This window comes from Sphingomonas sp. P2_B6 (genome assembly GCF_056404755.1).
In genome coordinates, this window is the sequence record NZ_JBFUDK010000015.1 from 1 (window position 1) to 25,304 (window position 25,304).

The 25,304-nt window shown below is 62.1% G+C and carries 20 protein-coding genes and 1 pseudogene; 9 read left to right on the top strand and 12 right to left on the bottom strand.

All coding sequences use genetic code 11. The annotated features are described in order from the left end of the window. Positions 1–216: pseudogene (locus tag AC1DX5_RS18645) on the top strand (hypothetical protein); the annotation flags it as partial. A 70-nt stretch (positions 217–286) separates the two neighbouring features. On the opposite strand, the gene AC1DX5_RS18650 reads toward AC1DX5_RS18645, so the two are convergent. Next, complete coding sequence (locus AC1DX5_RS18650; RefSeq protein WP_478016657.1) at positions 287–754, bottom strand: hypothetical protein; 468 nt, start codon at positions 752–754, stop codon at positions 287–289. 516 nt (positions 755–1,270) lie between these two features. Here AC1DX5_RS18650 and AC1DX5_RS18655 point away from each other — a divergent pair. After that, positions 1,271–2,245 carry a DUF2493 domain-containing protein gene (locus tag AC1DX5_RS18655; protein WP_478016658.1) on the top strand — a complete coding sequence of 325 codons (975 nt, stop codon included), beginning with the start codon at positions 1,271–1,273 and terminating at the stop codon, positions 2,243–2,245. A 191-nt stretch (positions 2,246–2,436) separates the two neighbouring features. Here AC1DX5_RS18655 and AC1DX5_RS18660 read toward each other — a convergent pair whose 3' ends face one another. The 4 genes from AC1DX5_RS18660 to AC1DX5_RS18675 form a co-directional block, all read right to left on the bottom strand. Further along, entirely contained in the window at positions 2,437–2,676 is a 240-nt protein-coding gene (locus tag AC1DX5_RS18660) for a hypothetical protein (protein ID WP_478016659.1), read from the bottom strand. Between the two features lie 699 nt (positions 2,677–3,375). After that, positions 3,376–6,474 carry a TonB-dependent receptor gene (locus AC1DX5_RS18665; protein WP_478016660.1) on the bottom strand — a complete coding sequence of 1,033 codons (3,099 nt, stop codon included), beginning with the start codon at positions 6,472–6,474 and terminating at the stop codon, positions 3,376–3,378. Between the two features lie 95 nt (positions 6,475–6,569). Continuing rightward, positions 6,570–7,592: a FecR family protein gene (locus tag AC1DX5_RS18670; RefSeq protein WP_478016661.1), complete on the bottom strand. Its 1,023-nt coding sequence runs from the start codon at positions 7,590–7,592 to the stop codon at positions 6,570–6,572. A gap of 11 nt (positions 7,593–7,603) precedes the next feature. Then, positions 7,604–8,125 carry an RNA polymerase sigma factor gene (locus AC1DX5_RS18675; protein WP_478016662.1) on the bottom strand — a complete coding sequence of 174 codons (522 nt, stop codon included), beginning with the start codon at positions 8,123–8,125 and terminating at the stop codon, positions 7,604–7,606. Positions 8,126–8,406: 281 nt separating this feature from the next. On the opposite strand from AC1DX5_RS18675, the gene AC1DX5_RS18680 reads away from it, so the two are divergent. Beyond that, positions 8,407–9,084 carry a winged helix-turn-helix domain-containing protein gene (locus AC1DX5_RS18680; RefSeq protein ID WP_478016663.1) on the top strand — a complete coding sequence of 226 codons (678 nt, stop codon included), beginning with the start codon at positions 8,407–8,409 and terminating at the stop codon, positions 9,082–9,084. A gap of 50 nt (positions 9,085–9,134) precedes the next feature. Here the strand turns inward: AC1DX5_RS18680 and AC1DX5_RS18685 are convergent, their stop codons facing one another. Together AC1DX5_RS18685 and AC1DX5_RS18690 are read right to left on the bottom strand one after the other, a co-directional pair. Next, positions 9,135–10,031, bottom strand: coding sequence for an alpha/beta fold hydrolase (locus tag AC1DX5_RS18685; protein WP_478016664.1), 897 nt, complete (start codon positions 10,029–10,031; stop codon positions 9,135–9,137). Further along, on the bottom strand, positions 10,028–10,873 hold the full coding sequence (locus AC1DX5_RS18690; protein ID WP_478016665.1) for a sensor histidine kinase: 846 nt from the start codon (positions 10,871–10,873) through the stop codon (positions 10,028–10,030). Before AC1DX5_RS18690 ends, AC1DX5_RS18685 begins: the two co-directional genes overlap by 4 nt. Before the next feature lie 476 nt (positions 10,874–11,349). Here AC1DX5_RS18690 and AC1DX5_RS18695 point away from each other — a divergent pair, with 476 nt between their 5' ends. The 3 genes from AC1DX5_RS18695 to tehA all read left to right on the top strand — a co-directional run bounded on the left by AC1DX5_RS18695 (position 11,350) and on the right by tehA (position 14,212). Beyond that, positions 11,350–12,171: an alpha/beta fold hydrolase gene (locus AC1DX5_RS18695; protein ID WP_478016810.1), complete on the top strand. Its 822-nt coding sequence runs from the start codon at positions 11,350–11,352 to the stop codon at positions 12,169–12,171. 102 nt (positions 12,172–12,273) lie between these two features. Then, complete coding sequence (locus AC1DX5_RS18700; RefSeq protein ID WP_478016666.1) at positions 12,274–13,197, top strand: MBL fold metallo-hydrolase; 924 nt, start codon at positions 12,274–12,276, stop codon at positions 13,195–13,197. A 28-nt stretch (positions 13,198–13,225) separates the two neighbouring features. After that, positions 13,226–14,212: a dicarboxylate transporter/tellurite-resistance protein TehA gene (tehA, locus tag AC1DX5_RS18705; protein ID WP_478016667.1), complete on the top strand. Its 987-nt coding sequence runs from the start codon at positions 13,226–13,228 to the stop codon at positions 14,210–14,212. Positions 14,213–14,222: 10 nt separating this feature from the next. Here tehA and AC1DX5_RS18710 read toward each other — a convergent pair whose 3' ends face one another. Further along, complete coding sequence (locus tag AC1DX5_RS18710) at positions 14,223–14,972, bottom strand: SDR family NAD(P)-dependent oxidoreductase (protein ID WP_478016812.1); 750 nt, start codon at positions 14,970–14,972, stop codon at positions 14,223–14,225. A 49-nt stretch (positions 14,973–15,021) separates the two neighbouring features. Next, complete coding sequence (locus AC1DX5_RS18715; protein ID WP_478016813.1) at positions 15,022–15,936, bottom strand: alpha/beta fold hydrolase; 915 nt, start codon at positions 15,934–15,936, stop codon at positions 15,022–15,024. A 314-nt stretch (positions 15,937–16,250) separates the two neighbouring features. Between AC1DX5_RS18715 and AC1DX5_RS18720 the strand changes: the two genes are divergently transcribed. The 3 genes from AC1DX5_RS18720 to AC1DX5_RS18730 all read left to right on the top strand — a co-directional run bounded on the left by AC1DX5_RS18720 (position 16,251) and on the right by AC1DX5_RS18730 (position 18,746). Beyond that, the gene (locus AC1DX5_RS18720; protein ID WP_478016668.1) at positions 16,251–16,706 is read left to right on the top strand and encodes a DUF6130 family protein; all 456 of its coding nucleotides are present in this window, start codon (positions 16,251–16,253) and stop codon (positions 16,704–16,706) included. Between the two features lie 657 nt (positions 16,707–17,363). Continuing rightward, positions 17,364–17,684 (top strand): DUF736 domain-containing protein, encoded by a 321-nt coding sequence (locus tag AC1DX5_RS18725; RefSeq protein ID WP_478016670.1) that lies wholly within the window; start codon positions 17,364–17,366, stop codon positions 17,682–17,684. A 777-nt stretch (positions 17,685–18,461) separates the two neighbouring features. Beyond that, the gene (locus tag AC1DX5_RS18730; protein ID WP_478016672.1) at positions 18,462–18,746 is read left to right on the top strand and encodes a hypothetical protein; all 285 of its coding nucleotides are present in this window, start codon (positions 18,462–18,464) and stop codon (positions 18,744–18,746) included. Between the two features lie 34 nt (positions 18,747–18,780). On the opposite strand, the gene AC1DX5_RS18735 is transcribed toward AC1DX5_RS18730, so the two are convergent. The 3 genes from AC1DX5_RS18735 to AC1DX5_RS18745 form a co-directional block, all read right to left on the bottom strand. Next, positions 18,781–21,222, bottom strand: a complete 2,442-nt coding sequence (locus AC1DX5_RS18735) for a DUF4238 domain-containing protein (protein ID WP_478016674.1) — start codon at positions 21,220–21,222, stop codon at positions 18,781–18,783. A 75-nt stretch (positions 21,223–21,297) separates the two neighbouring features. Beyond that, positions 21,298–22,728: a hypothetical protein gene (locus AC1DX5_RS18740; RefSeq protein WP_478016675.1), complete on the bottom strand. Its 1,431-nt coding sequence runs from the start codon at positions 22,726–22,728 to the stop codon at positions 21,298–21,300. After that, positions 22,688–25,117, bottom strand: a complete 2,430-nt coding sequence (locus AC1DX5_RS18745) for a hypothetical protein (RefSeq protein ID WP_478016677.1) — start codon at positions 25,115–25,117, stop codon at positions 22,688–22,690. The genes AC1DX5_RS18740 and AC1DX5_RS18745 overlap by 41 nt, the downstream gene beginning before the upstream one ends. Positions 25,118–25,304: the final 187 nt, after the last annotated feature.

Here is a 25,304-nt window from a genome sequence, read left to right on the forward strand (position 1 = left end):
GGCTATCGCGCCGCGTGGCGCCGGCCGGGCTATCGCGCCGCGTGGCGCCGGCCGCAGCGTCGCGAYGATTTCGGGCCTGCGGTCCGAAGCAGCCGTCGCGACTATGGCGACGGCGACAGCCAGGGGCAGGCCGGCTTCGGCGACAGCACCGCGGGCAATGATGGCGGCCTGGCCGGTGGCGGCAGCCGCGACCTGGATGACGATGTGCCTTTCTGAGCCGCATCGACATGGACCGGGGGAGCCTGCTCTCCCGGTCCTTTTTTCATTCCCCCGTATCAGGAGGCTGTCATGACCCGTGCCCAGCAGCGCCGGGCGCGACAGGGGCGCCTGTGAGATCGCGCCGCTCGGGCACATCACGAGGGCAATCCTTATTATGCCTATGCTGATCGTTGGCGGGGTTGGCTGGCGACGTGACGCACCGGCGGAGCACCACTTGCTCGCGCCCGGCGAGGAAGGCGGCGAACTCTGCCTCGCGCCAGGCATTGCATTGCATATGGCGGCTGTCCGGGCCTTCGTTGGTCCACCATTGGGGGGCAGCCCTTCCGGGCAGCAGGGCGTTGATCACCCGCTCGATCTCGTGGAACGCCATCGGCCACTGAGCCACGTCGCGCCGCTTCATATCGGCGCCCATTCTCATCCAGGTAGAGCTGGACATCGTATTACCCCGCACCAGCAAGCCCGGGCTCCAGGCTTGCTGGCCCGGGAGCAGGTCGTCGAGTTTGACGACCAGCTCTCTGCGCTCAGCCGTGGTCAAGTCTGATCGTGTCTCGCACGTCCCGCGGGAGATGAATTGCCGGTACGCCTTCGATCAGCGCTGCGCTCGGCGGAAGCGGCTCCAGTTCGAATTGCCCGACTGCCACGAAGATCGTCCAATCGGGAGGCGAAACGATCCAGATGATGTGGTTAATATGCGGTGCCCGCAATGGTAATAGCGGGCAAGTCCGCCGATTAGTGGCAGCGCCGTGGCACCGCCGCAAGGCAGCCTGATCGGGCGCGAGATGAGCCTGTGGGGCTCGGTCGGTTCTTCAAAATATTCTCTCTCAACAATGCCGAGTCTGGCACGGGTACGCATCGGCCTCAAGGACGACGGGGCCCCACCATTTTCTTCGGCGAACGGCGGCAGCACGTTCCAACTGGCGTGTGCGCGCGCCGAAGAAAATCGTGACCCCCATCGCCGCTGACGCGGTCGCTGACGCGATCCTTGACCCCGAGGCTCGGAGCCCGTGCCGTGAAAAAGGTCTCTTCAATTCAGAAGAAGAAGGAGACCGTCATGACCAAGCCCGCCCGTTCCATCGCCCGCTTCGCCGACATTGCCGCTTTCCTTGCCGAGGAAACCGCCCAGCCCGCTGACAGCTTCGCCGAGGCTTTTGTCGAGACGATCGACCAGGTCAGGATCGACTGCGGGGAGGATCCGGTTTCAGTAGACATGCCTGATCCCCACCAGGTCCAACTCGGGGTGGAGATGCTGGTGACGACCTTGTTCGACCTCCTGCGCGACACGCGACTGGACCGGGTCGTGGACAGGTTGGCCTGGGGGGTGGTGCACACCTTCCACAAGGTCGCCGAGCAGGTGGCGGGTGAGGCCGATCGCGCCGCTGTCCAGGTCCAGGGGCTTATCCGCGGCGCCGATGGCAGCGAGGTCGCGGCAACCGAACTCGAAGAAGCGCAACTGCTCTGCCAGTCGCTCGACGAGGTGCAGGATGCACTCGCCTGCATGCGCGATCATGCGGCGGCCATGTTCCATGCCGAGACCGGACGTCCCTGGTCGGCGGTTCGGGCAACTTTGGTATCGAGCAAACGCACCGCTTCGGTCATCGCTGCGACCGACTTCCTCGCGGCGCGACGCGACCGGCGGATCGACGCGCATGCGCCCAAGGGGCCGGTGGTGGTGTTTTCGGGAGGTCAGGCCTGGCAGGATTACCGTCAGATCTGGGACCGGCTCGACCAGATCAGAGCGCGCGTGCCGGCGATGGTGCTGGCGACGACGGCGCAGGACAAGGGGTGTGACGCGATTGCCGCTGCCTGGGCTGCGAGCCGCGGTGCCAAGGTGATTGCATTCGGGCTCGACCGCCGGCTTGGGAATCGGGCGGGATTTGCGCGTAACGAGCAACTCCTGCGACTCCAACCGGTGGAAGCGGTAGTCTGCGAAGGGTCGGGCTTGCAGTCGCATCTCGCGCGGGCGCTGAAAAGTGCTAGGGTGCCGTCACACTTCCTGACGCTTGCGGGACAGGCACGGGCCGTGTGACTATTAGGGCCGGTCCGGGGGCAGCCTCGGACCGGCCCTTTTTTTGTCGAGAGGGAAGATTCGCCCGGCTCGGGAACCCGGCTTTGGCCGGGTCCGTCGCCGGGCGAGGCAATACCCGAAAAGGGTATTGGCCTCCTGCGCGTGGCTCCGCCATGCTCGCCGCTGGGGCGCCCTGCGGGCGACACTTTGAGTCAGGCAGGGGCAGCGGGCAGGGGTTTCAGCGCGGCCAGCGCGGCGGGGCCGCCGGCGCGGATGGCCTGGGTCAACAGGTCGCGAAACTCGCGCTCGGTCAGGCGTTCGATGCCGAGTTCGGGGACGATGGCGGCATAGCGGGCGCGCAGCGCCTGGCGGGCATTGGCGAGTTCCTGCGCCAGCTTGCGCTGGCGGGATTCGAGGTCGGCGAGCTTTTCGCGTTCGGTGAGTTTGGGCATGGACCAGTTCCTTTCGAAAAGGTCTGCCCGCCGATCCTCTTTTCCTGCCGACCGCACGTCACGTCAACCGGGATCGAAAGAAGAGCCCCCTGCCGGGGAGCCCCGCGCCTTCCGGCACGAGGCTGGGCTGCGACCTTGGTCGCAGCTTTGAGGGGACGCACGGCCTTGGCCGTTTGTAATGCACCGTACGCACAGGTGCTGCTCAAAAATGGTGGAATATCAAACATTTACGAGGCGTTCTTAAAAACGCCCAGGGCACATTTTGAATCGCTTCGGCTCGTAGATCAACCCCTAAGTTGATGATCGGGCTCAATAATCCGTATCTAACATGGAGCGGCGAAAACATAAATCCCAGCGGGCAAGTTTTGAGAGATTCGCTCCGGTGCCCACTATCGTATGTGACGTGGCTGGCCGGCGATCTCGTCGCGCAGAGACTCTCGTCTAGCAGTATCCGGTGAGCACTTCAGATCTCCCACTGGTCGATCTTTAACGGAGAAAATCGCCCAGCAGACACGCCCGCTCTTCGCTGTTGAATGCTCCGGCGCGTCTCTCGAAAGCCGAAAGAATCTGGCAACAGCCGTCGACGGCGGAATGACGACATCTGGGACAAACCAGTCGTTCCGGAGCGATAGGTCGAACGACAGCTATCGTCAGGAGCGGCCGGTCACCTCCAACTGAATGCAACTGACCCCGGGGCGCTCAATAGCGGACCGAGACCGAGAGTTCCAATCGCCGCCCTCTCGGGTCGCCATAAGTGCTGTAACCAACGCCATCCGGATTCGCGACGATCGGCGGTCGATGATCGGCAAGATTCACTACTCCTAACGCTATCTCCCCCGACCTGCGTGACCTTGACCCGCCGGCCAATGAGAAGCGCCATCGCGCATCAAGATCGAGATAGAACTGCGCAGGAATCTTCGAGGCGCCCTGATAGGCGACGACCTGCGGATTGGCGGCGGTGGCATTGTATCCGGAATTCGCGACGAGGTAGCTGCTGAAATACTGGCCATTGAGCCCGACCGAAATGGGACCTCGTTGCCAGTCGAAACCGACATTGCCCCGCCATTCGAGAGGGCCATCCATGAACCCGACCAGATTGACGGCAGGGAGATCGGGAGCCTTTCGTCGCCACAATTGCGGTTCCCAGGTCAGCTTCGCATGCGATCCAAAGCTGCTTGTAGCGCCAACAGGCACTTGCCAGTCCCATTGAGCATCGATGGCTTCCACGACCGTGCGGCCACTGTTGAACGAGCGGGTATCGATTTCGGTAATGCGGCCCGCCGTGAAGCCGAGCGAGGCGTCCTCTGGGGTCAACGGCGCTCTCAGAACACGATCGGGGTATTTGGCCTCGTTTGCCAGGAAGTAGTTCAGATTGCCCGAGTAAACGGTCGAAATCTCCGCCCGCTTATCGATCCGCGTGAAGTCGAGGGAAAAGCGCGGCCCACTTCCGCTCGGGTTGATCACGAAACCGAGCGAAATGCTTCGGGCCCGTTCGGGACGAAGGGTCGGTGAACCGCCCGAAAACAGGATGACCGAGCCTTCCTCGCCGATCTGCCGGCCTCCGCGCTTGGGATCGCTCAAACCGATATCGAAACTGGCCTGAAATTGCGCGAAACCGACTTGATCGACGGTTGGCGGCAGTTGGCCCGTCGCCAAGCTACCGCGCACCATCAACCATGGTCGCGGGAAGGCGCGAATGCCTGCCGTGAAAACGGTAGCGTTCTGGCGAAATGTAAAGGCGCTATTGCTGGTGAGGTCAGATCCCGAGCCGCCAAGCGGCACCCGTGTCGCTTGTGCGTCGAACCTTCCTGCGAGCTGCAGTTCGAGCCCACGGAGCGGCGACAGCCCAGAGTCCAACGGCACGAGTGGCGCTCGCAGCTCCGCATAGGCGTAGCGATCGTCTTGCGTGAATCTCGGAGCTGGGTTCGAAATCAAAATCGAGCCAGACTGAAATTGATAGTTGGATCCAGGGACCTGTTCTCGCCACGCGCCGACCAGCCCGGTAAGGGTCAGCCTTCCGCCGGGGAGCGATAGGAGAGGCCCCGAGACGCGTAGCGATCCCTCGGACCGCCGGTCGGCCCGGTGGATAATCAATGCGGTGGTCTCAAGATATTGGGGCAAAGCCTGGATGAAGCCGTTCCAATCTCCTATTGGATCGAGCGGCGGCTGTCCGTTCGGGCCCGGATTTCCGGTGCCGATCACGCTGTAGAAATCGCCACTGACGCCGGTGAAGCTCGCGCGGAAGTCGAGGTTCGTTTGGGCGTAGCTATAGTCGAGATTCGCGCGCCATCGGTCGAACAACGGAATGATCAGCCCGGTCGTCACCCGAAATTCAGTGATATCGGTATGCGACGCTGGACCGACCGTCGGAATGGGAAAGGTCAGGATTATCGGTTGAGCAAACGGATTGCCCGCCGCGTCGGCGTCAAGCGGCGCAGAAGTCGCTATCGCGCGGCCGGTGACTGTACTGGCGTTTCGCAGATATAATCCGTCGACATACGCCTCGATCCCTCCACCAAACTGATGCCTGACATTCAGGAAGCCCGACGTGAGCGTCGGCCGGGTCAGCAGATCACCCCCGGCACCGCTTGCGTTTGCCGGCAATGCCGTAACGATCTGACCGGCACGGTTGACAAAGGAAGCGAGGCGATCCGATGCCGATGCAAAAGATGCTGCTGTCGCAGAAGTGATGGGAGAGCCAAGCGAGGCGCCGCCCAGTCCCGGATCGAGCGCAAGATTCCCCGCCTGGCTGAAGACATTCAGGCCGTTGCCGGCTGGATAGCGTCCGAGATAGGCAGCTGGTGAATTTGCGAGCGCCCGCAGCTCCGCTCGTTCAGCGAAGTCGCGGTCGCCGACATGGATCGGTCCCGACTGTGTGCGACTTACGAACAACATGACGTCGGTGCGCCCGCCGTCCGGCGTGAAGCCGATGCGCGCCTCGGCACGCAAGCGCTTTGCGTCGCCGCGCTCGGTGATCCCTCCGACAAGATTGCCCTCGGCACCCCGGTAGGTGCGACGGAGCACAACGTTGATGATGCCGCCGGTCGCGCCTGGTCCGTAAATGCCGCCAGCGGTCGACGGCAGTGTCTCGATGCGTTCGATCATCCCGATGGGAATGGCGTTGAGATCGGGCTGTTGCAGGCCCTGAAATGCGTTCGGTATCGATGGCATTCGATGTCCGTCGATCAAGACCAGGGTCTGTTGGGAGCCTAGCCCCCTGAGGTCGATCTCGGATTGGTTCGACCCGGTGCGCGTGAAGGGATCCTGGCTTGCCGAGAGGATTTGATCGTTCTGGGTCTCACGGGCACGAAGGACATCGTCGATACCATCGCGGTGGGTCTCTTCGGCGTCACGCTGGCTCACGACCCGATAGGGCTGGATGTCGTTTTCCGTACGGCGGATGTCCGTATTCTGTGTCAGTCGTCCGACCACGAGTATGTCGGCAACGGCTTCGTCCTCGGGCGCCTTCGTGACAGCGGACTGGGCAAAAAGCAGGATGACGTTGTCCGAGCTGTGCCGATACCCGATTCCCGTTCCGCCGAGCAGACGCCGCAATGCTTCGTCGATCGTCATGCGACCGCGAATTGCGACAGTCGTACGTTTGGCGAGAAGGCGTTCGTCGAAGATGAGGTCGAGGCGCTGAGACTGCGCGAGCTCGGAAAGCGCCGTCGAGAGCGGGCCAGCGCGAATACGGATCTCGGTCGGCCCAGCCTGCTGCGCACCGGCCGGGGCGACCGACCAGAGCGAGCAGTACAGGGCGATTACGGATCGCCTTGCGAAATCCCTCCCTGTCCGCATCGGAAAACACCCCCGCCGCGCATCGCTTTCCTTACCATTTCGGATGCGATCTGTCTGTACGGGGATGGTGCAATGCTCCGGTGCGTGCCCTCGGTTCAGCGGGGCGGCCTTCCCCTCGAAACCAGTTCGATGACGCTCGCGCTCTCGACGGTGCGGACGGGATAGATTTCCGCGATCGTGCGCGCGAACCGCCGGAGGTCGCCGGTATGGAACGATCCGCTGATCCGTATCGCCGCGACCTTGGGATCCCGGATAAGCAGGTGCTTGCCGGTGGAATAGCGATTGAGTTCCAGCACGGCTTGCGAAAGCGGCGTGTCGTGGAAGGAAACCAGTCCGTTCTGCCATTCGCTCACGCTGGCTAGATCCGCCTTTCCGACCGTCACGCCGGACCGGCTCGCAAGAAGTTGCTGGCCTGGCAAAAGATCGATCGGTTTCGCCTTGCCGGCCCAGGGCGCGACGACTTGGACGCGGCCTTCAACGAGGATCACGCGCATGCTCTCGTCCCCAGTCTCGACCTCGAAATGGGTGCCGGTCGCGGTTATCGTGCTGCCGGCGCTCTCGACGACAAAGGGCTTCGCCGCATCATGCGCGACGTCGAAATAGACCTGGCCGCGAACGAGCGTAATCCTTCGTTCCACTGGTCCGAACCGCACCAGCAGCGTGCTGCCGGTATTGAGGGTCACGACGCTCCTGTCCTCGAGGGTGAAGGAGCGACGCTCTCCCGTCAGTGTAGTGAGCTTTCGCAAGCGCGAGCCAGGGTCGTTCAGGGATGCGATCTGAGTGTGGGGCTGCTCGACGACATACGGTGTCCAGAGGAGGGCGCCGCAGCCGATCGCAATGGCTGCGATCGATGCTGCGGCAGCGCTGCGCCAATCGCGCCACCAGCCACTTCGCGACGATGATTTGTGCAGCTCGTCCATCTCTTCGGCGTCGAGCGCCGCGACACCCTCCCAAGCCTCGCACGCGTGGGCCCACTCCCGACCATGCGCGGGATCGGCTTGCAGCCATTGCTCAAAGACCAGGTCGTCATGCTCGCTCTCGCCACCATCCTGCCGGACCAACCAGAAGGCGGCGGCGTCGGCAGGCGATTTGGCGAGCACCTCCTCGAGTGTGATCACTGCCCGTACCATCACCACACCTCCGGCTTGAAGGACAGCAGATGGCGCGTCGCGCGCAGCATGTGCTTTTCGACCGCGCTCACCGAAAGACCCATTTGGACGGCGATGTCGGCATAGGGTTGCCCGTCAAGACGGCGAAGCAGGAAGATGGTGCGCGTCCGTTCGGGCAAAGCGTGCAGTAAAGCGATGACGGCGCGAAGGTCTTGCCGCCCCTCCACGATCCGCGAGGCGTCCAGATCGGCCTCATCATGCCGGGCGCTGTCGAAGGCGATGTGATCATCGGCGTGCCGCACGGTTCGCCGGCGGTGGCGATCGCTGAGCACGCTGGCCGCGGTCTGGAACACATAAGCACCGACATTGGCGACTCGCTCTGTCGACTGCCTGCCGGCGATCCGCACGAATACCTCCTGAGCGAGATCTTCGAGCTCGGTTGTATCAGCATGTTTTCGCCTGAAATAATGAACGAGCGCGGCCCGGAACTGGAAAGCCTCTACGAGGAGGGCGTCATCGCCGTGATCTCCGGGCTGGTTCATCGACGGAGAATGACCCATTGCCGGGAGCTGATCTAGTTTGGGAACGGGATACCGCTCCAATGGCATCGATGCTCGGCCTGTTCTGAGTGCACTCGTTGGGGAAAGACGCAAAGATCAGTCCAACCCACACGCGCCGAAGGAATTTTTCTTCCGCTGTAATCCAGCGTGCGGCTTTGCGGCGAGCGTGCGTCCCTGCAACTGAGCACCTGATCGGCATGCGGCCACCGCTCGCACGGGCCTAAGGTGATGCACGGATGCATTCTCGCAAGGGGGCTTCGATCATGCTTGAGCAACAGCACGAAGATGTCGTCGCGGATGACACGATTGATGTCGCGCCGCGCATGGCCGTACTTGCCCGCACGCCAAATGCGGCGGCAATAGGCGACGAGGTTCTCAGCTTTCGAGCCTACACACTATTGCCCGCTTCGCGCACGCTGCTGCGAAACGGCGAGCCGGTCTGCATCGGCGGCCGCGCTTTCGATCTACTGGTGATCCTACTGCGGAATCGGGGAACCGTGACGCCCAAGAACAAGATAACCGACTATGTCTGGCCGGCGACGTATCTGGAGGAAAGCAATCTGCGCTTCCAGGTAGCGGCATTGCGCCGCGCCCTGGGTCCAGACGCAGATCTGATTAAGACGGTGCCCGGCCGCGGCTATCTCCTCGCGGCGGACGCGAGCACGAACCCGGTGCGGTTGAACAACGACGGGGCCATTGAGACGCCGCTCGCCACTGGGATCGATTCCGCGAGAGCCGAGCCGGCTGCGCCCGGCACGCCCGCGGCGTTGCTCGAGGAACTCTTGCACTCGGTTGCCCTGCTGGTTGCGTCCTACGGCTCGCTCGAAGGGTTTCTGAGCGCGTTGGGATCGCACCAGGTGCCGGTAGCGAACCGACTCCCGCCCGGTCTGCGCGTGCTATCCTTTTCCCGTTCGCAGGCGGAAGCCGACGGAACCGGATGACGCGCGAGAGTGACGTCGCGAGTACGCGAGCGATCCCCTATCCGCTCTGCTCATTTCGCGGCGGCCGCCTGCTCTATGAGATTGGCGACCGCGCGGTGATGCGAGATCATAACCACGTGTGATGCGCCGGGCATTTCGATTGCCACGCGAGCTCCGGCGCGCTTCGCCATGAAGGCGTGGAGCGCGGCTGGAATGTTGCGATCGAGCGAGCCCCAGATGAACCAGGACGGCAAAGTCCGCCACGACTGCGAGGCGGCAGGCTCGCCAAGCGCAGTGCCGGAGACGGGACGTTGAGTCGATGCCATCTGACTGGCCTCTTGCTCCGGAACGTCGGCGGCGAACTGTTTCCAGTAGCGTGACTGGAGGATGTAGAGGTCGGTGGTGCCGTCCGCGAGCGGTACCGGCGGTGCGAGTGCCGTACCGAGCGTACCTGTTGGAAACCGAGCGCCAAGGCTCGCCGCGCTTTCCCCGATGTCGGGTGCCAATCCCGAGACGAACACCAAAGCCTTGACGTTAGGCCGCCCGGCCGCGGCGGCCGAGATGACTTCACCACCATAGGAATGGCCGACCAGCACGACAGGCCCGGGGATGCTCGCCGCCAAGCTCGCGACATAAGCGGCATCGCTTTTCAGGCTGCGCAGCGGCACCGCAGCGGCGATCACCGAATAGCCGTCGGCGTGGAGATCGGTGATGACGCGGTTCCAGCTCGATGAACCCGCGAACGCGCCGTGAACAAGCACGATCGTCGTCGGCTTGGGCGCGGGCGCGGGTGCAGTCTGCGCGAACGCCGCCGTGAGGTTCAGCAATCCAAACGCGGCGGCGACAAGTTTCAATTTGCGCATCGTCGTTCTCCAGAGTTTTGCAGCGAAAGGGAGCGGTCGATCGCGCGCATGAGACCCCGGATCGCTGCGAAAATCGCGTGATTGATTGCGAGAAACCGTGATCAAGCGTGGGCTAGTGATCGCGGCCCGGCCGCCGGAAGCCGCAAAGTCACCGTTGTGCCTTTGCCGATCTCGCTCTCGATGTGGGCGGATCCGCCCAGCCGATGAACGAAGCGGCTCACCATAGCCAGCCCGATCCCTGTCCCACCGTCGCCTTCGCGCGTCGTGAAAAAGGGCTCGAACACCCGCGCCAAGGTATCGGCCGACATGCCGCAGCCGGTGTCGGAGACCCGCAGGATCGCCGAATTTTGCGCGGACGGAATCTCCGCTGCGGTCAAATCTTCCTCACACGATATTGCGATCGTGAGACGCCCTCCCTCTGGCATCGCGTTCCTGGCGTTGGCGACCAAGTTGAGTACGACGCTCTTCAAATCACGCTCGTCGCACGCCACTGCCACGCCGCTATCGTCGGCGAAGAAGTCGACGAGGATATCGTTCCCGGCAGTGAGCATGACGAGGTTGCTGAAGCCGGCGAGCGCGGACCTGAGCTCGACGGTTTCCGGCGGCGCACCCGGCGGCCTGGTGAACTCGAGGAGCTGGTGGCGAAGCTCGGTCGCCTGGTCGAGGGCGAGGAGGGCGCCCGCGCAGCAATAGCCGATATCGAGGCCGGTCGGCTCCTTCAAGCTTCGGTCGATCAGCCGCAGCGCGCTCCCGATCACCTGGATGAGGTTGCCCAGATCGTGCGCGACCTCCACCGACATCAGGCCGAGATTTGCCAAACGCCTCATCTCCTCCGCCTCGTCGGTGGGGGTAGCGCCGCCGAGGTTCCGCATCATCGGGCCATCCGCGATTCTATCGGGTTCGACGCGGCGTTCCGCGCCGCCAGAACTGGGATTTACGATCGGCATGGACGTCCCCTCCTGCTGCTGGCGTGATCGTGAAGCGTCGCCGTGGCGCGCTGCCTCCCTCCGGAGAGACAAGTCTGCATAAGTCTCAGGGTTCGCACGGGCGCGTGAGGCACGGCAAAGCGCCGTGAGATGTGATGAGACGACGCTCAACAATTGGGCGCCGCGCCGCGACCGGTTCGGAGCGACTTGCAGCTTCTCACTCAGGTTCACGGCAACTTGCTCGGAGTGTCTCGGCGGCAAGCCTATTCTCGGCAGGACAAGGCCCAGGATCGCTGACGATCCTCGGCGCTCATCCGATCCCGAAGGACTAGCGAATGTGCCAGGACCAGACCGATCCCATGCTGACACGACGCCGCGTGCTGGGGTCCGCGATGGCCGTCGGGCTTGTCGCTGCTTCCGGCTTCAATCTTCCGGCGAGCGCCTCGCCGGTCATCCACGCGGCGACGCCGCGTCCCCTCCCGCGGAAAGGCAAGAGCATGAGCTTCATCACGACCAAGGACGGCGCCGAGATCTTCTACAAGGACTGGGGAACCGGCCCCGTCGTCATGTTCTCACATGGGTGGCCGCTCAACGCCGACGCCTGGGAGGACCAGCTCTTCGCGCTTGCCTCGAACGGATACCGGGCGATCGCGCACGACCGCCGTGGCCATGGTCGTTCCAGCCAGACCTGGAACGGCAATGACATGGACACTTATGCCGACGATCTCGCAGCACTTGTCCAGGCTCTCGATGTCCACGATGTGACGCATGTCGGGCATTCGACGGGCGGGGGTGAGGTGACCCGGTATATCGGTCGTCACGGCTGCTCCCGCGTCAAGCGCGCGGTGTTGGTATCGGCGATCCCGCCGACCATGCTCAAGACGGCGGCCAATCCCGACGGCCTGCCGATCGAGGTGTTCGACGGCTTGCGCCGGGATCTGCTCGCCGACCGATCGCAATTCTATCGCGACCTCGCCGAGCCCTTCTACGGCGCCAACCGACCCGGCGCCAAGGTCTCGCAAGGCGTGAAGGATGCCTTCTGGCAGCAATCGATGATGGCGGGCCTCAAGGGCGCGCACGACTGCATCAAGCAATTCTCCGAAACTCTCTTTCACGAGGACCTCAAGAAGTTCCAGATTCCCACGCTACTGATCCATGGCGACGACGATCAGATCGTCCCGATCGACGATGCCGCACGCAAATCCGTCAAGCTGATCAAGGACGCGACGCTCAAGGTCTACCCGGGTGCCCCGCACGGCCTCCCCGCGACCCACCGGGAGGAAGTCATCAGCGACTTGCTCGCCTTCCTCAGGACCTGACGTCGTCTGCGCCGCACCGGATCTGCCCCCGTCCGGTGCGGCGCCACAACTCCATCCAGCATCGTTTAATTGGGGCACGCGCATGCCCTGAGGAGGAAGTAGATGACGATCCGTCACTGGTCTCGCGTCGCCATTGCCATTGCGGCCGTCGGCTCACTCGCGGCAGCGCCCGCCGGCGCGAGCCCCTATTCGGACATCAACGCTGCCGCCGCCGCCAGCCCGGTGACGGTTCACCATGTTCGCGGGAACGTATCCATGCTCGACGGCTCGGGCGGAGAGATCACGGTTCTGTCCGGTCCAGCGGGCCTGCTGATGGTCGACGCAGGCATTGCGGTGTCCCAGCCCAAGATCGCGGCGGCGCTGCGTAACATCGGCCCGGGCAAGCTGCGCTATGTCGTCAATACGCACTGGCATTGGGATCACACGGACGGAAATGGCTGGGTTCGCCGCGCCGGCGCCACCTTAATTGCCAGCCGCAGAGCCTATGCCCGGCTAACCCAGACCAATCACATCGCGGAATGGGAGCACACCTTCACGCCCGTTCCGAAGGAAGCTCTCCCCAATGAGATCCTCGCGGGCGACAAGACGATGCGCTTCGCGGGCGAGACGCTTAGGATACGTCACTACCGAGCTGGGCACACCGATGGCGACGTGTCGGTCTATTTTGTCAACGCGAACATCCTCTCCACCGGCGATACCTTCTGGAATGGCGTCTATCCGTTCATCGACTATGTTACCGGCGGCAGCATTGACGGTGCGATCCGCGCCGCCAACGCCAACCTCGCTATGTCGAACGCGCGTACCTTGTTCGTGCCTGGTCACGGCCCGGTCGGCAATCGCACCGATCTCACGCAATGGCGCGACATGCTGATGGCGATCCGCAGCAGAGTCTCGGCGCTCAAGGCGCAGGGCAAGTCGATCGACCAAGTGGTAGCGGCGCATCCAACGGCGGCGTTCGACGCTCGATGGGGACGGGGCGTGATCAGCGGCGCGCTTTTTACGCGTCTGGTCTATCGCGGAGTCTGATCTTCAGCAGGTTTTTGGGAGAAGCGGCTTGCGCACGTCATCGGCGCCGGCGGCGGCGCACGTTCCAGTCGCCTTCTTCGGGATCGTGCTTGGTCTCGGAGGCCTGGCCAACTGCTGGCGGGCGGCACATGCGGTCTGGCGCCTGCCTGCTGCGTTCGGCGAGGTCCTGTTCGCTTGCGCCGCGCTGGTGTGGGCAACCGTCACGACGCTCTACGCACGCAAATGGATCGTCGCGCCCGATCAGGCTCGCGAGGAAGCCGACCATCCTGTCCAGTGCTGCTTCATCGGCCTCGCGGGTGTCGCAACCCTGCTGATCGCTCAAGGCGCGCTACCCCACTCGCGCGCTCTGGCGCTCTTGTTGTTTTTGGCCGGCGCAACTTTCGCGCTCTCCTTTGGTCTGTGGCGAACCGGTCTGCTCTGGCGTGGCGGCCGCGAACCCGGCACTTCGACACCGATCCTGTATCTGCCGATCGTCGCGGCCGGCTTCGTCGGCGGTACCACGGCTGCCGCGCTCGGCTGGGCCGATTGGGGTCAGCTCGCCTTCGGCGCGGCGTTCTTCTCCTGGCTCGCGATCGAGTCCGTGTTACTCCACCGGCTCTACACGGGTCCGGTCATGCCACCTTCACTGCGGCCAGCGCTCGGGATCCAGCTCGCCCCGCCGGCAGTCGGTGCGGCGTGCTATCTCGCGGTCGGCGGCACCAACGTCCTAGCGGCGCATGCGCTGCTCGGCTACGCGCTGCTTCAGGCGCTTCTGTTGCTGCGCCTGGCGCCTTGGATCGTCGAGCAACCTTTCGCCGCCTCCTATTGGGCGTTTTCGTTCGGGGCGACCGCGCTTGCCGGCGCTGCGGTGCGCCTGTCACGAGTGGAAGGCAGCGCCGCAGTCGCCACGATCGCGCCTGTCCTCTTCGTCGGCGCCAACCTGCTGGTCGCCGGGGTCGCTGTTGGTACGCTCTACCTCTTGGCGCGCGGCCGCCTGCTCCCTCCGATGGAGCAGGCGGCACCTGTCAGTCGCTGAGCGGCCAGGGTCAGATTTGCGCCGCCCCGCCATCCACGAAGAGTTCGCTGCCGTTCACATAGCTGCTCTCGCTCGAGGCTAGGAAAAGCGCCGCGGCGGCGATCTCGACAGCTTCGCCCAGTCGGCCGAGCGGAGTCGCCTCGCGGGTCAGGCGCTGCATCGTCAGATTCTCCTTTTCGGACGAGGCGAGCCCATGCCAGCCCGCGGTCGACGTCGAACCAGGCGAGAGGACGTTGACCCGGATGGCGCGGGGCGCGAGTTCAAGCACCCAGCTCCGCGCAAAGTTGCGCACCGCTGCCTTGCTCGCGCTGTAGACGCTGAATGCGGGCGTCCCCTTGCTGCCAGCGGTCGACCCCGTCAGGATCACCGAGGCGCCGTCGCAGAGCAAAGGCAGCGCCTTCTGCACGGTGAACACCATGCCCTTCACGTTGCTGTCGAAGGTGCGGTCGAAATGATCTTCCGTGACTTCTTCCAGCCGGCGGAACTCGCCGCCGCCAGCGTTGGCGCACAGGATGTCGATCCTTCCTGCGTGACGCGCGACGTCGCCATAGAGCCGGTCGAGATCGTCCAGGTTCGAAACGTCCCCTTGGATGCCAACTGCGTTCCCGCCGACCGCGCGCACCGCGTCGTCGAGGTTCGTTTGCCGCCTGCCGGTCATGAAAACCTGGGCGCCTTCCTGAGAAAAGCGTTGGGCGATCGCCAGCCCGATTCCGCTGTTGGCGCCCGTGATGACCGCGACCTTGCCCTGCAATTGTTGCATGACCTGTTCCTTCTCTGAGATTTGGTGGGAGTTCGAGCGCCGCTGGTCGTCAGCGGCGCGCGAGCGTGCGATCAAGGAAGTCGTGGATCAGCGGCTCGGCGACCTCGAACTGGTCCTCGAGCACAAAGTGGCCGCTATCCAGAATGTGGAACTCGGCGTGCGGGAGATCCCGCTTGTAGGGGTAAGCGCCGTCGGCCGGGAAAATCTTGTCGTTCTTGCCCCAGACGATGATCGTCGGGGGCTGGTATTTGCGGAAGAACGCCTGAAACTGAGGGTAAAGCGGGACGTTTGTTCCGTAGTCCAGGAACAGGTCGAGCTGGATATCGCGATTGCCTGGACGATCCAGCAGCGCCTGATCGTGATGCCAGTTGTCCGGGTCGATCCGGGCGACATCGCTCATGCCATCGGTATACTGGAACTTCGTGGTCTCAGGTGCGACCAGCACGCTTATTGCCTGACGGTGAGCCTCCGAACCGTCGGCCCAATAGGCCTTGATTGGATCCCAGAAGGCTTTCAACCCTTCCTCATAGGCGTTGCCGTTCTGGATGATGAGCGCGCTCACCTTTTCCGGATGCTTGAGCGCGAGCCTGAACCCGACGGGCGCGCCATAATCCATGACGTACATCGCGTAGTGTGTCGCGCCGAGTTGGTTCATCAGCCTGTCCATCAGGTCGGCATAGTGACCGAAGCTATATTTGAAGGCGGTGTGATCGGGCGCGCCGCTTTCGCCGAACCCTGGATAATCGGGCGCGATGACATGATAACGGTCCGCTAGAGCCGGGATCAGTCGCCGGAACATGTGCGACGATGTCGGGAACCCATGGAGGAGCAGCACGACGGGTGCGTCGGCTGGCCCGGCCTCCCGATAGAAGATATCGACTCCATCCAAGTTGACTGTGCGATAGTGAATGACGGGCGGAATCGCGGCTCTCGCTTGAAGTCCGGGCGATGCGACCGCAGGCATTTGGGGAGCGAGTAAGAGCAGCGCGCTTGCCAGTTTCATACCGGCGCCGCGGGTCGCGTGATAGGACATCCGACATCTCCTTGCAGGACTTGGCCCGGGCCTGGCGGCGGCCGGAAGGTGCGCTCACGACAGTGCGGCGCCGCGGGGCGCGGGGACAGTGAGACGCTGTGAAGCGGCGAGAGCAGGTGTGAGGCGAGCGGGGGAGCGCCGCCCGCGCTCACGGATCCTCACGATTCCTCGCGACGACTGTCTCGCGCGGCGGCCGGATTGCGCGCAGCAGAAACGACATGCGATCCTTCGCCGAAGCGAGGACAATGATGCGCTCGATCTCGCTCGCCCTTTCCGGAGCTTTGATCATGACGGCAACCAGCGCTTCCGCCCAGTCCGCGCGCGATGTGCGCGGGCCGGCGGCCGTCGTTCCGATCAAAAATGAGCCGCCCGCGCGCCTGATCGTCGATCCGCCGATACCGGAGGCCCTCGCCAAAGGGCGCGTGTTCATCCAGTACCGTGCCGAGAACCTGCGCATCGTCCAGGTGTTCGGGCCGGCGGCGCTAGCCGTCTCTCCCCGCATCGGTCACATCCATGTGACCGTGGACGATCTACCGTGGCATTGGGCCGACGCGAGTGGGGAGCAGATCATCCTCACCGGATTGCCGGTAGGTCCGCACAAGGTCCTGGTCGAGCTGGTCAACGCCAATCACCAGCCCCTCGACCAGCAAACAGTCAGCTTCGTAGTGCCTGTCCTGGCGACTCCCGCGGGTCATCAGTAAAGGGGCCGCACGGTTTGGTCGTAGTGCCCCAAGCGCTGTATTACTCTCGGCCTGCTGAGCCGGCGACGGCAACGAACGAGCGGCCGGTTTCGTGGCCAGCGTAACTAGCTGGAACCGCCGACTACGAGGCGCGCTGCCGCCGAAAAGTTCGCGCCACGTCGCGGCAAGTTTCGGTGGAAGCGGTCATTCAACAAACCGCCGTCGAACGGTTGAACCTGGTCGATTCCGGTCAATCACGCCTCTGACATTCTCGTCGCCGAGGCTGGTGGTTCAGGTTTCAGTGACAGCGCCGAGTGCCGGTTCAGCGTCGGAGACCTCGCCGGGCTCAGGGCGACGATGCCGCTTGCCCGTTATCCAGGGTATCTCTGCGGTGAGGCCATCGGATTCTGATGAATCGCAGGCGCCATGTCGCGCGTCGTCTAACATCGACCCCCCGGCGGCCCCTGTGACAGCGGGTCTGGCGCAAGACGGACTTTCGCGCGCAACGGCTTCGCCAACCTTCTTCCCCGCGTGTTCCACGCTCCTCGCGAGACAAGAAGCCTGGCTCTCGCCGTCCTCCGCATTGCTACGGCCGAAGGTGCGAGCAGTCCGTCCAGCGCCGGTCGACCGCCATCGAGGCAGCACAGGGCGGCTTCGAAGGTTAGAAAGGACTTCGACATGGCACAGATCGGCATCTTCACTAAAAATCCCGATGGCTCGTTCACCGGTGAGATCGTCACCCTCTCGCTCCAGGCAAAGAATGTTCGGCTCGTGCCTGACGCCAATCGGCCAAGCGACGCGTCGCCAAGCCACCGAGTCCTCGTCGGGAGGATCGAGATTGGCGCGGCCTGGGCTAAGACTTCTGGCGAAGGGCGAGATTATCTTGGTCTCAAGCTGGATGATCCCAGCTTTCTCGCACCGATCTACGCAAACCTCTTCGAGGATAGCGACGGGAAGTCCCACTCGCTGATCTGGTCTCGCCCGAGCAGGAGGGAGTGACCGGCAAAGCCGCGCCCGGTGCACCCGGGTGCGGCTCCGAGTGCAATCGCGGCTCGGAAACGACAATCAGCCGCGATACATATCCGCGATTGGGCATATCATGCCGTCGACGATGAGGGGCTCAAATGAAAAGCGCAGCTGAAAAGATCACCGCCGGGCTTAAAGACGCCATCGCTTATGCAAATGGTGACAAGGGCAGGGGCCGTTAACGCACTTCGCGAGCGGCTGGCGACGGTAATGCACCTGCCGGACTAAGCGCAGAATCCGGATCGCCAGAGCGCGCCTAAAGGACCTGCCAGTCCATATTGCCCGACGCTGGTCAGCTGCCGCGCGGTGGCGATGAAGCGCTCGGCTCCGATTGATTTTAGGCGATTGGAGGGTCGTTGGGGGCGGAAGATCAGACGCCGTCAGCAAGTCACCGTACGCACGGGTGCTGCTCATAAATGAGCTTATTTCAACGGCTTGTAAGGCGATCTTAAAAGCCGTCAGGGCACATTGTGGGGTGGCGGGGATTATAGGTCAACAGCAAAAATTGAGCTTGTGGGGTTGGATTCCTTTCCGGCTTTCAGTCGTTGAGGCCACGAGGGAGGTCGCTCTTAATGCGTGGCAACTTAGGTTGTTGGCACGCCGCTCTCGACCGAATCTCAAACTGGAGTAGTCTCAGAAGAGCGGGCCAGAGAGCGAGAAAGAGAGAGATTCAAAAATCGCTCATACCATGAATTCCGCGTGCGCCATTAGCCGCTGGCATGTGACGCAGTTATCTAGGAGAAAACCCCAATGGCCGGCCTCTTTACAGCGCACCACGCAAAAATTTGGCAGGTACAGTTCTACCGTTCTGAATATGGCGACGCTGGTTATGCACCGGTTCCCTTGTTTGAGAAGTTGGACGAGGAGGAGATGAAGGCGCTCCTGATCGACCGGTTCACTGATCCCAGGAAGGGCTACCTTCCCGCCACGCAAGCTGACGTTTTGGACGATAATGGGGAGCTTGTAATGCGCGTTCGCCGCACCTTCGGCGACAAGGTAGAGGTGGTGCCCCATCCTGCACCGCCCTCTTGTTAGAATGCATCAAGCTTCGCGCCGTGCCGCGATGTCATCAGCGTTCCCACGGGTGGCTGTAGAAAGTGCGATGGTAAGTTGTGGGATCAGGGCGCTCGATAAAGAAAGCCATCGGCACGCTGTCGGTGTGGTGTTCGACGCTCGTCATGAGCAGTAGGCGATCGACGGTGTTGTCACGGATTCCCGCAGGGGGAACGATGCATTTTATTCGTGCAGGAAGTGCTTCGGGATCGAGTGCAAGGATCGCTCCTCGCAACTCATCATTAGCGCGCTTTAGCCGACCGGGGAGTTGCGCCTCCCAATTTGGCTTGCTGCCCGCACTTCCGCGAGCGACGTACCTAACGATATCGCTTATTAGGCTGCGGTAACTGCCGTCCTTCGCCTTCTGCCGAAGGAGCATGATTTTTCGGGCATCGCCGAGATAGACATGCTCTTCGCGCTCGATCGCCGCAACTAGGCGCTGTAGCAACTGACTGCTTCTCCCCGACCCCCGCGAAGAGGCAAGCTTCATCTCGCGCCATCGATGTGGGCAATCTGTCACGATCACCGCTCCAGTCGCCTGTGCGAGATAAAGCGACAGTTCGAAATTAGGAGCCAGGTTCATCGCGATGAGAAGACTTCCCTTCTCACTAGCCTGAAACATCTCGAAATTGAGCGGGGCGAGGGGATCGAGATGGCGTGAATCGCGAACAAGCCTGAGTGTTCTCTCCAGATCAGCATCGGTTATGTTCGGGTTCGCCTCCCGCATTGACGCGCGGTGAAAATCCTCCGGCATGAAAAGGAGGGCGCGATGCGCGTCGTCATCGCTGATCCATTTTGATCGAATGTCGGCTTTCGCACTGCCATGCATGAGTTGAGATCGTTCGGTCGCCATCTGCATCATTTGACCGCGCAAATGGGGATCGAAGCTGCACGGGTCGGGAAAAAGGTTGACCATCCCAGCGTCGATCAGGGGCATTAGTTCCGTCATCAGGGCGACATGCTTGATAGCCTCCAAATGGTATTGGGCAGGGTTTTTGATCGGGCTGTACTCGGGCGGCATATGCGCATCGCGAATGAAGGGGTTCTGGATCAAAACTTCGCCGAACTGATTGGCAGCTCCAAAGGCATATTCGACCAACGCCCTTGGATCGATGATGCCGGTGAATAGCGCGCGCAGGCGCCCATCCGGCTTGGGCAACAGCGAAATGAGGTCAGTGTCTTCGGGCCAGAGTGCTCGGAACACGCGATATAGTTCAGCTATCTTCTCTGCCGTTAGACTCCGACGCACCTCTGTCCAGTCAAGACCATCCGCAAGCCCGACGATCTGCGTGATCGCATTGAAGTGGATCATGTTGCGCTCGCGGATGCTTAACTCCGACCACGACGGACGAAGTTCGGCGGGGCGCTTGGCGCAGCATATTCCGAAAGGGTGCCCAGAGCCGCAGCCGCAGGGGTCGGACTTCGTCTTCGGTGGCGGCACGCGTCGAGTGGACAAGAAATCGGGGCGGCCTTCGCTCCTGCCGAAGGCATCACGATATTCGACGCTGCCGTCTTCGAATCCGATGAAAGTCTCGCCGCCAAACTTGCTGACCTCGCCCGCAGGCGGCAGTAGCGTGTGGCGAATGGCCGCCCAGTCAAGTGTCGCGCCCGTCTCGGGATAAAGCCACTCCGTGCGACCGGCTGCGATGTAACGTTTCGCTCGAGATTTGAGGACGAGATTGATTTGTTCGACCTGCTCGGAGGTCAGCGAGCGTGCGCGAATAAAGTCATCCGCACGAACCAGAGCAGGTCGAAAGTTACGAGCGTTTGTTCGTTTCGCGCAGGGGTCGGCTAGGTCCGGGTTTTCGGCGTACTCATAGTTGGTGAGGATCAGGCACAAATCTCGGCTAAGCGGGAAGATAGTCTGGGTTGCCTTCCACGCAATCGGCGGATCGTTAGGATAAGCGGATCGCGGGTCGGTGGGGGGAACGGCATGGTTGTAGCTCGTCACCGGGTGGTCGGTCAGGATAAATTTCACCTCTGCATGTTCAGCCGAGACGATCTCCCGAACACACTCCGACCAGAGCGTGATGTTCATCATGCGAACGCCCTGCATCTCGTACATTAGCTGATTCTGGTCGAGCGCTGGATAGTGGCGCTGGAGCCAGTCGAGACCCTTGGGTGTTCGCAGCTTCTGCGCGTCCAGATACTCGAATAAGTCGTTGAAGTGTTCGACCCAGGCGCTCACATCCGTGTTCTGGAAGGCACGGACCGCGTTTGAACCCCGCCCGTCAATGTCGCCGAACAGTCGGCGCTCAATTTCGTCGTCGACGTGAAACAAAAAGTGAGTGGAATAAAGGTCGGTCTTATAGAAGCACTTCCTCGGTGGCCAGTTGAACAAGCAGCGGCCGGGTTTCATCGATCCATCGCGCTGCCGGAACATCTCGGGCTTAAGGTCGAGGAATTGTAACGTATCAGCCCCGTCGGGAAAAAAGCCGCGCTGATACCACTGCGGCACGTAGTGATTATCTCTTGTTTTAGGCATTCGCGGTGTGACGTAGCTCGCAGCGGCGCCGAGCGATACGCTTACTTTTCATCGTGATAGCGAACTTGGCTTGGCAAGGTTTCCTTGCAGCAAGCATGTCGCGACGAATATCGTCGAACTTCCCGTCTCGACCCTCTGAATGAAAAGCCCATCTTCGGCGGGAAAGGGCACGGCTCGTTTGGGGCTGCAGTCCAAGACGCAGAGGATAGCAAGGCGGCGCCCGGTCCCAACCGCGTAGCTCGCAGTCTGCTGCGCAAACTGCACGCAGTCCGCAGGCAGCAGCTTCTTCTTTCGTTCTGACTTGAGCTCCAGTCTGACCCCGTGAAAGGAAAGATCAGTGCGGCCACCGCCCGAATGAGCCTGTTCCTCAAGAGCTACACCGATTGTTGGGTGCATTCTCAAAAACTGGCGAACCTCGCGTTGGAAGGTCGCTTCGTCGATCACATCGGGAAACCGCGCGTCTTGGACTGATTGCCCCATCAAATTTGCGAGCGGCGCGAGAATCGTAAGCGCATCCCGCAGGTCCGCCTCCGCAATTGCCGGATCGAGTCTGAGGGTTTCTCGAATCTCTAGCAGCTTCCTATCGAGGCCTGGATATCCCGTTATTGCTCTCTGCGCCGGGTCGGTGCCGTCGAGCCTGAGACTACGTTGTCCAGCCACCAAAACGGGTTGCTCGCTCGAAACAGGTCGGAATTCAGCGGCGTAGATGAACTCCAACGGCCTAGCGTTTAGCGCCTGTCTCGCATGAACTATCATTCGCGCCTCATCACGAAATTCATACGGGCCTGAGCCCGTCGGCCGCAGAAATTCGAAGTCTGGCAGATCCCAAGTGCGATCCGGCTCCACTGAAACGGGCGTCAGCTGAAGAGATTGCGCTTCATTCGGCCAGCGCGAGACTCGAACACTCAAGGCCAAATCGTACAACTCGCCGGGACGGAGATGATGCACCGATGCAGCGGGCTCCCCATTTATCGCAAACTCGAGAAAGGCGACGCTGAGATCGTCTGGCTTCGTTGAGGTTTCGACAAACGGTCGCCTGTCGGGCTGCGGGTCGGAGAAAATTGCGATAGGTAGCGGGGCGGCAGATATGAGACCGCCGATCGTTGTGGCGGTCGTCAATCCAATCTCGCCGCGCACGAGCGCCAACCTCTCAATGAGCGCCGCTTTGTAAGGGCGCTCGGAGGGCTTCGCCTCGAGTACTTCGAGCTGAAGCCTCGCTGCTCTCAGGAAGCGGTCTGCCTCGGCTTCACCCTTCAGAGCAGCGGCGCTCCAGTCGTGTAACAGGGCTATGATTTCGACCGCATCAGCAAGCGCAGCCCAATCCTCTGCTGCCGGCGAGCGGCCGAGCGCTTCCGATGAGGCCCGGAGTTTCCCGGCGCAGGCGCGCAAGCCGCTAGCGGAGGCGAGTCCTTGTGACCCCCGCAGCAATTCGACCGCATCAAGACGAGAAGGGTATATTTGATCTAGAATCGCGTGCACGCCGTTCCTCTTTGTCATGATCGCGTGTCGCCTCGTTTTCTCTCCACTCCTTGGCGAGCGTGGCAATGTCGCCCGCATCCTGGCGCTCGATCGCGCTCTCTATTTTGAGTGCGATTTCGGGGAAACGCGCGGCTATCCGCCTCGGGCGGTCACGCACGGTGTCGTTAAACGCTGCCACCATCGCTCCTGCGAGCGACAGCGCCTCAGTGCGCGCGCCTGCCTGGTCGAGAGTTTCGAGCAAGCATAGAGCCAGCCATTGATCCCTGCCAGCGATCTCGGCCGCAGCCGAACTTAGTTCGGCGCGGCAGGCGTGCACGGTTTCAGCCCGGAGACCGCGGATCAAAGTCGCCTCTCGATCGCGGCTGTTGTACCGGTCAACCATGATTGGAAGAAGGCGCGCGACAAGCGCGGCGAAGCGGTCGCTGCCCCCGAGTGAACGAGAAAGGCCGGCCAGATCTGACTTCATATAGAGCGGTTCGACACCCATCGCGGCTTCCACCAGATAGTTACGTACTTGGCTCGCGCGGTCGCCAAACTGATCAAGTCTCTGCGCAGTTGATCGGATGACATCGGCCAGAAAGGAGTCTTCTCCGCTTTGAGTGCGGTAGTGGTATACCAAGTTCAACAGGGCATCCGCAGCACCTCTACGATATGCCTCGGGCAGGCGAACGCGCCGCGCCGCGCGCGCCGCAGACTTATGGACTATCAAATAAGGGTCGTTGAGCAGAACGCAGAACGCTTCATACACCAGGTTGGGCACGTTGACGCGCGCGCGACTGGGTAGTTCCCCGAGCGCAGTGGCGGCCCGCGCCCGCACGAGCGAGGAAGGGCCGACAAGTCCATGGTAAAGGTGAGGCAAGACGAGCTTGAAAGATGCTACGTCATTCGCAAGTTGCTCGACCATTCCCAGAGCCAAGCCACGCAGGTCGTCCCGTCCCTCCGGAATTTTTTCTAGGAGTCCAACCAGTTGCTCAACATTATGTCTGACGCCGACTGCGGAGGCGGCGGCCAGATCGATGTAGGCGGATATGAGGCTGGTCAGCGAAGATCGCCGATTTGATCTTTCCATCGAAGCGATGAAAGTCTCGTTCGCCGGTTTTGGAGCGGAATCGTGCGCCGCAAGGCGATCGTCGAGAAGAAGGATTGCTCCAATCAAGGAGTCGAATATTTCTCGCCCGCTCGTGATCAACTCATCTGGCGTGGGCCGAAGAGCTTCGAGGACAGCTTGCATGGATTCGTCAGATGCTTGGGCTGTCGTGGGTGCCCAGATCAAACGGCGCAAAGAAATCGTACGTGCGCGTGCTGCTGCCTCAGTCTGCCCCTCATCGCCTAAAACCCTTGCATAAAGGTGCAATGCGCGGAGGGCGGTTTGCCGGTCAGACCCAGTCGCATATTCCTGTACTAGCGCATCCATCTCCTCGGGCGCGCTTACGAAGACTGCGGTGATCGCATCTCCAAATTGGGGAAGGGTGTCATTCTCGTCGTCGAGCCCCTTCAGGAGGAGGTGCGCGCGGGTATAGGTCGCGACGAGGGTGCGCTTGAGCGGGGCGGGGACGTAGCCTCCGACGTTGAGAATTACTCGGAGGCCGCGCCCGACAAGTTCTACGGACCACCGCTGGCCAGTTTCCAGCAGGCGCAGAACGGCAGAAAACACTGTAGCAGGCGACGATTGCCAGAGGGACAAAAGCAATCCCGGTTTAGGCTCAGCCGCCCGGAACATCGGCGTCGTTTGGTCCGGTGCGGCCAAGTCCATCGCGGCCGGAACCGCTCGCTCAGCTGCTTCGGGATCAAGCAAATTGACTCTCGGCGCGAGAACGGTGGCGGCCTCCTCCCTCGTGCCGTCCCGATAGAGCGCCTTTAGCGCCAATCGAGCAAGACGATCGGGACCGGCCTCGATCGCGTCGAGCATCGACAGGGCGGCGCGCTCAAACCAGACAGCCTCTTCGGCGAGATCGAATATATAGGACACCAACTCCTGTCCAAAGTGCTCTGGCGCAAGGCGAGCACTCTGGGTCAGCCGCTCGAAGTTCTCCGCGTTCCGCTCCAGGTCATAGCGATCGATGTCGTCAAGAATGGCTTGGCCGACTGGTCCAAGTCCGGCTCGCAGGCTCGCGCGGTTTGCGCGTCTGCCTTTCAGTGCGATTTCTTGCTCTCGTCTATTGCGCGCGGCCTCGTCCTCCGCTGCGGCGCGCGCTTGATTACGCTCAGCAACGAGAGAGGAGATATTCGGCAGGCCGACTGGCCGACGATGCTCGCAGGCAACACAGTTTCTGTCGTAAAAGTCCAACGCCGCATCCCGCAGATCCCACGAGGCCATGCCGTTCGCAGGCGCAAAATCACATGCGATGGAGTGATGACCGATGGGCAGGCCCGTCGCCTGCTCTATCATGCCAATACCGCCAAATTTTTCTATTCTAGCGTTTGCACACCAATTTCCGACCAATCGCATAACGTCCTTGTTACGCTGGCCAGCTGCGATCGCTTCGTCAAAATCACGCTTTCCCGGCATCGTAACGTGCACATTATCAGATTGGCCAGCCGCGCCTATCCATTCGTTGATGCAGCGATGGGGCACT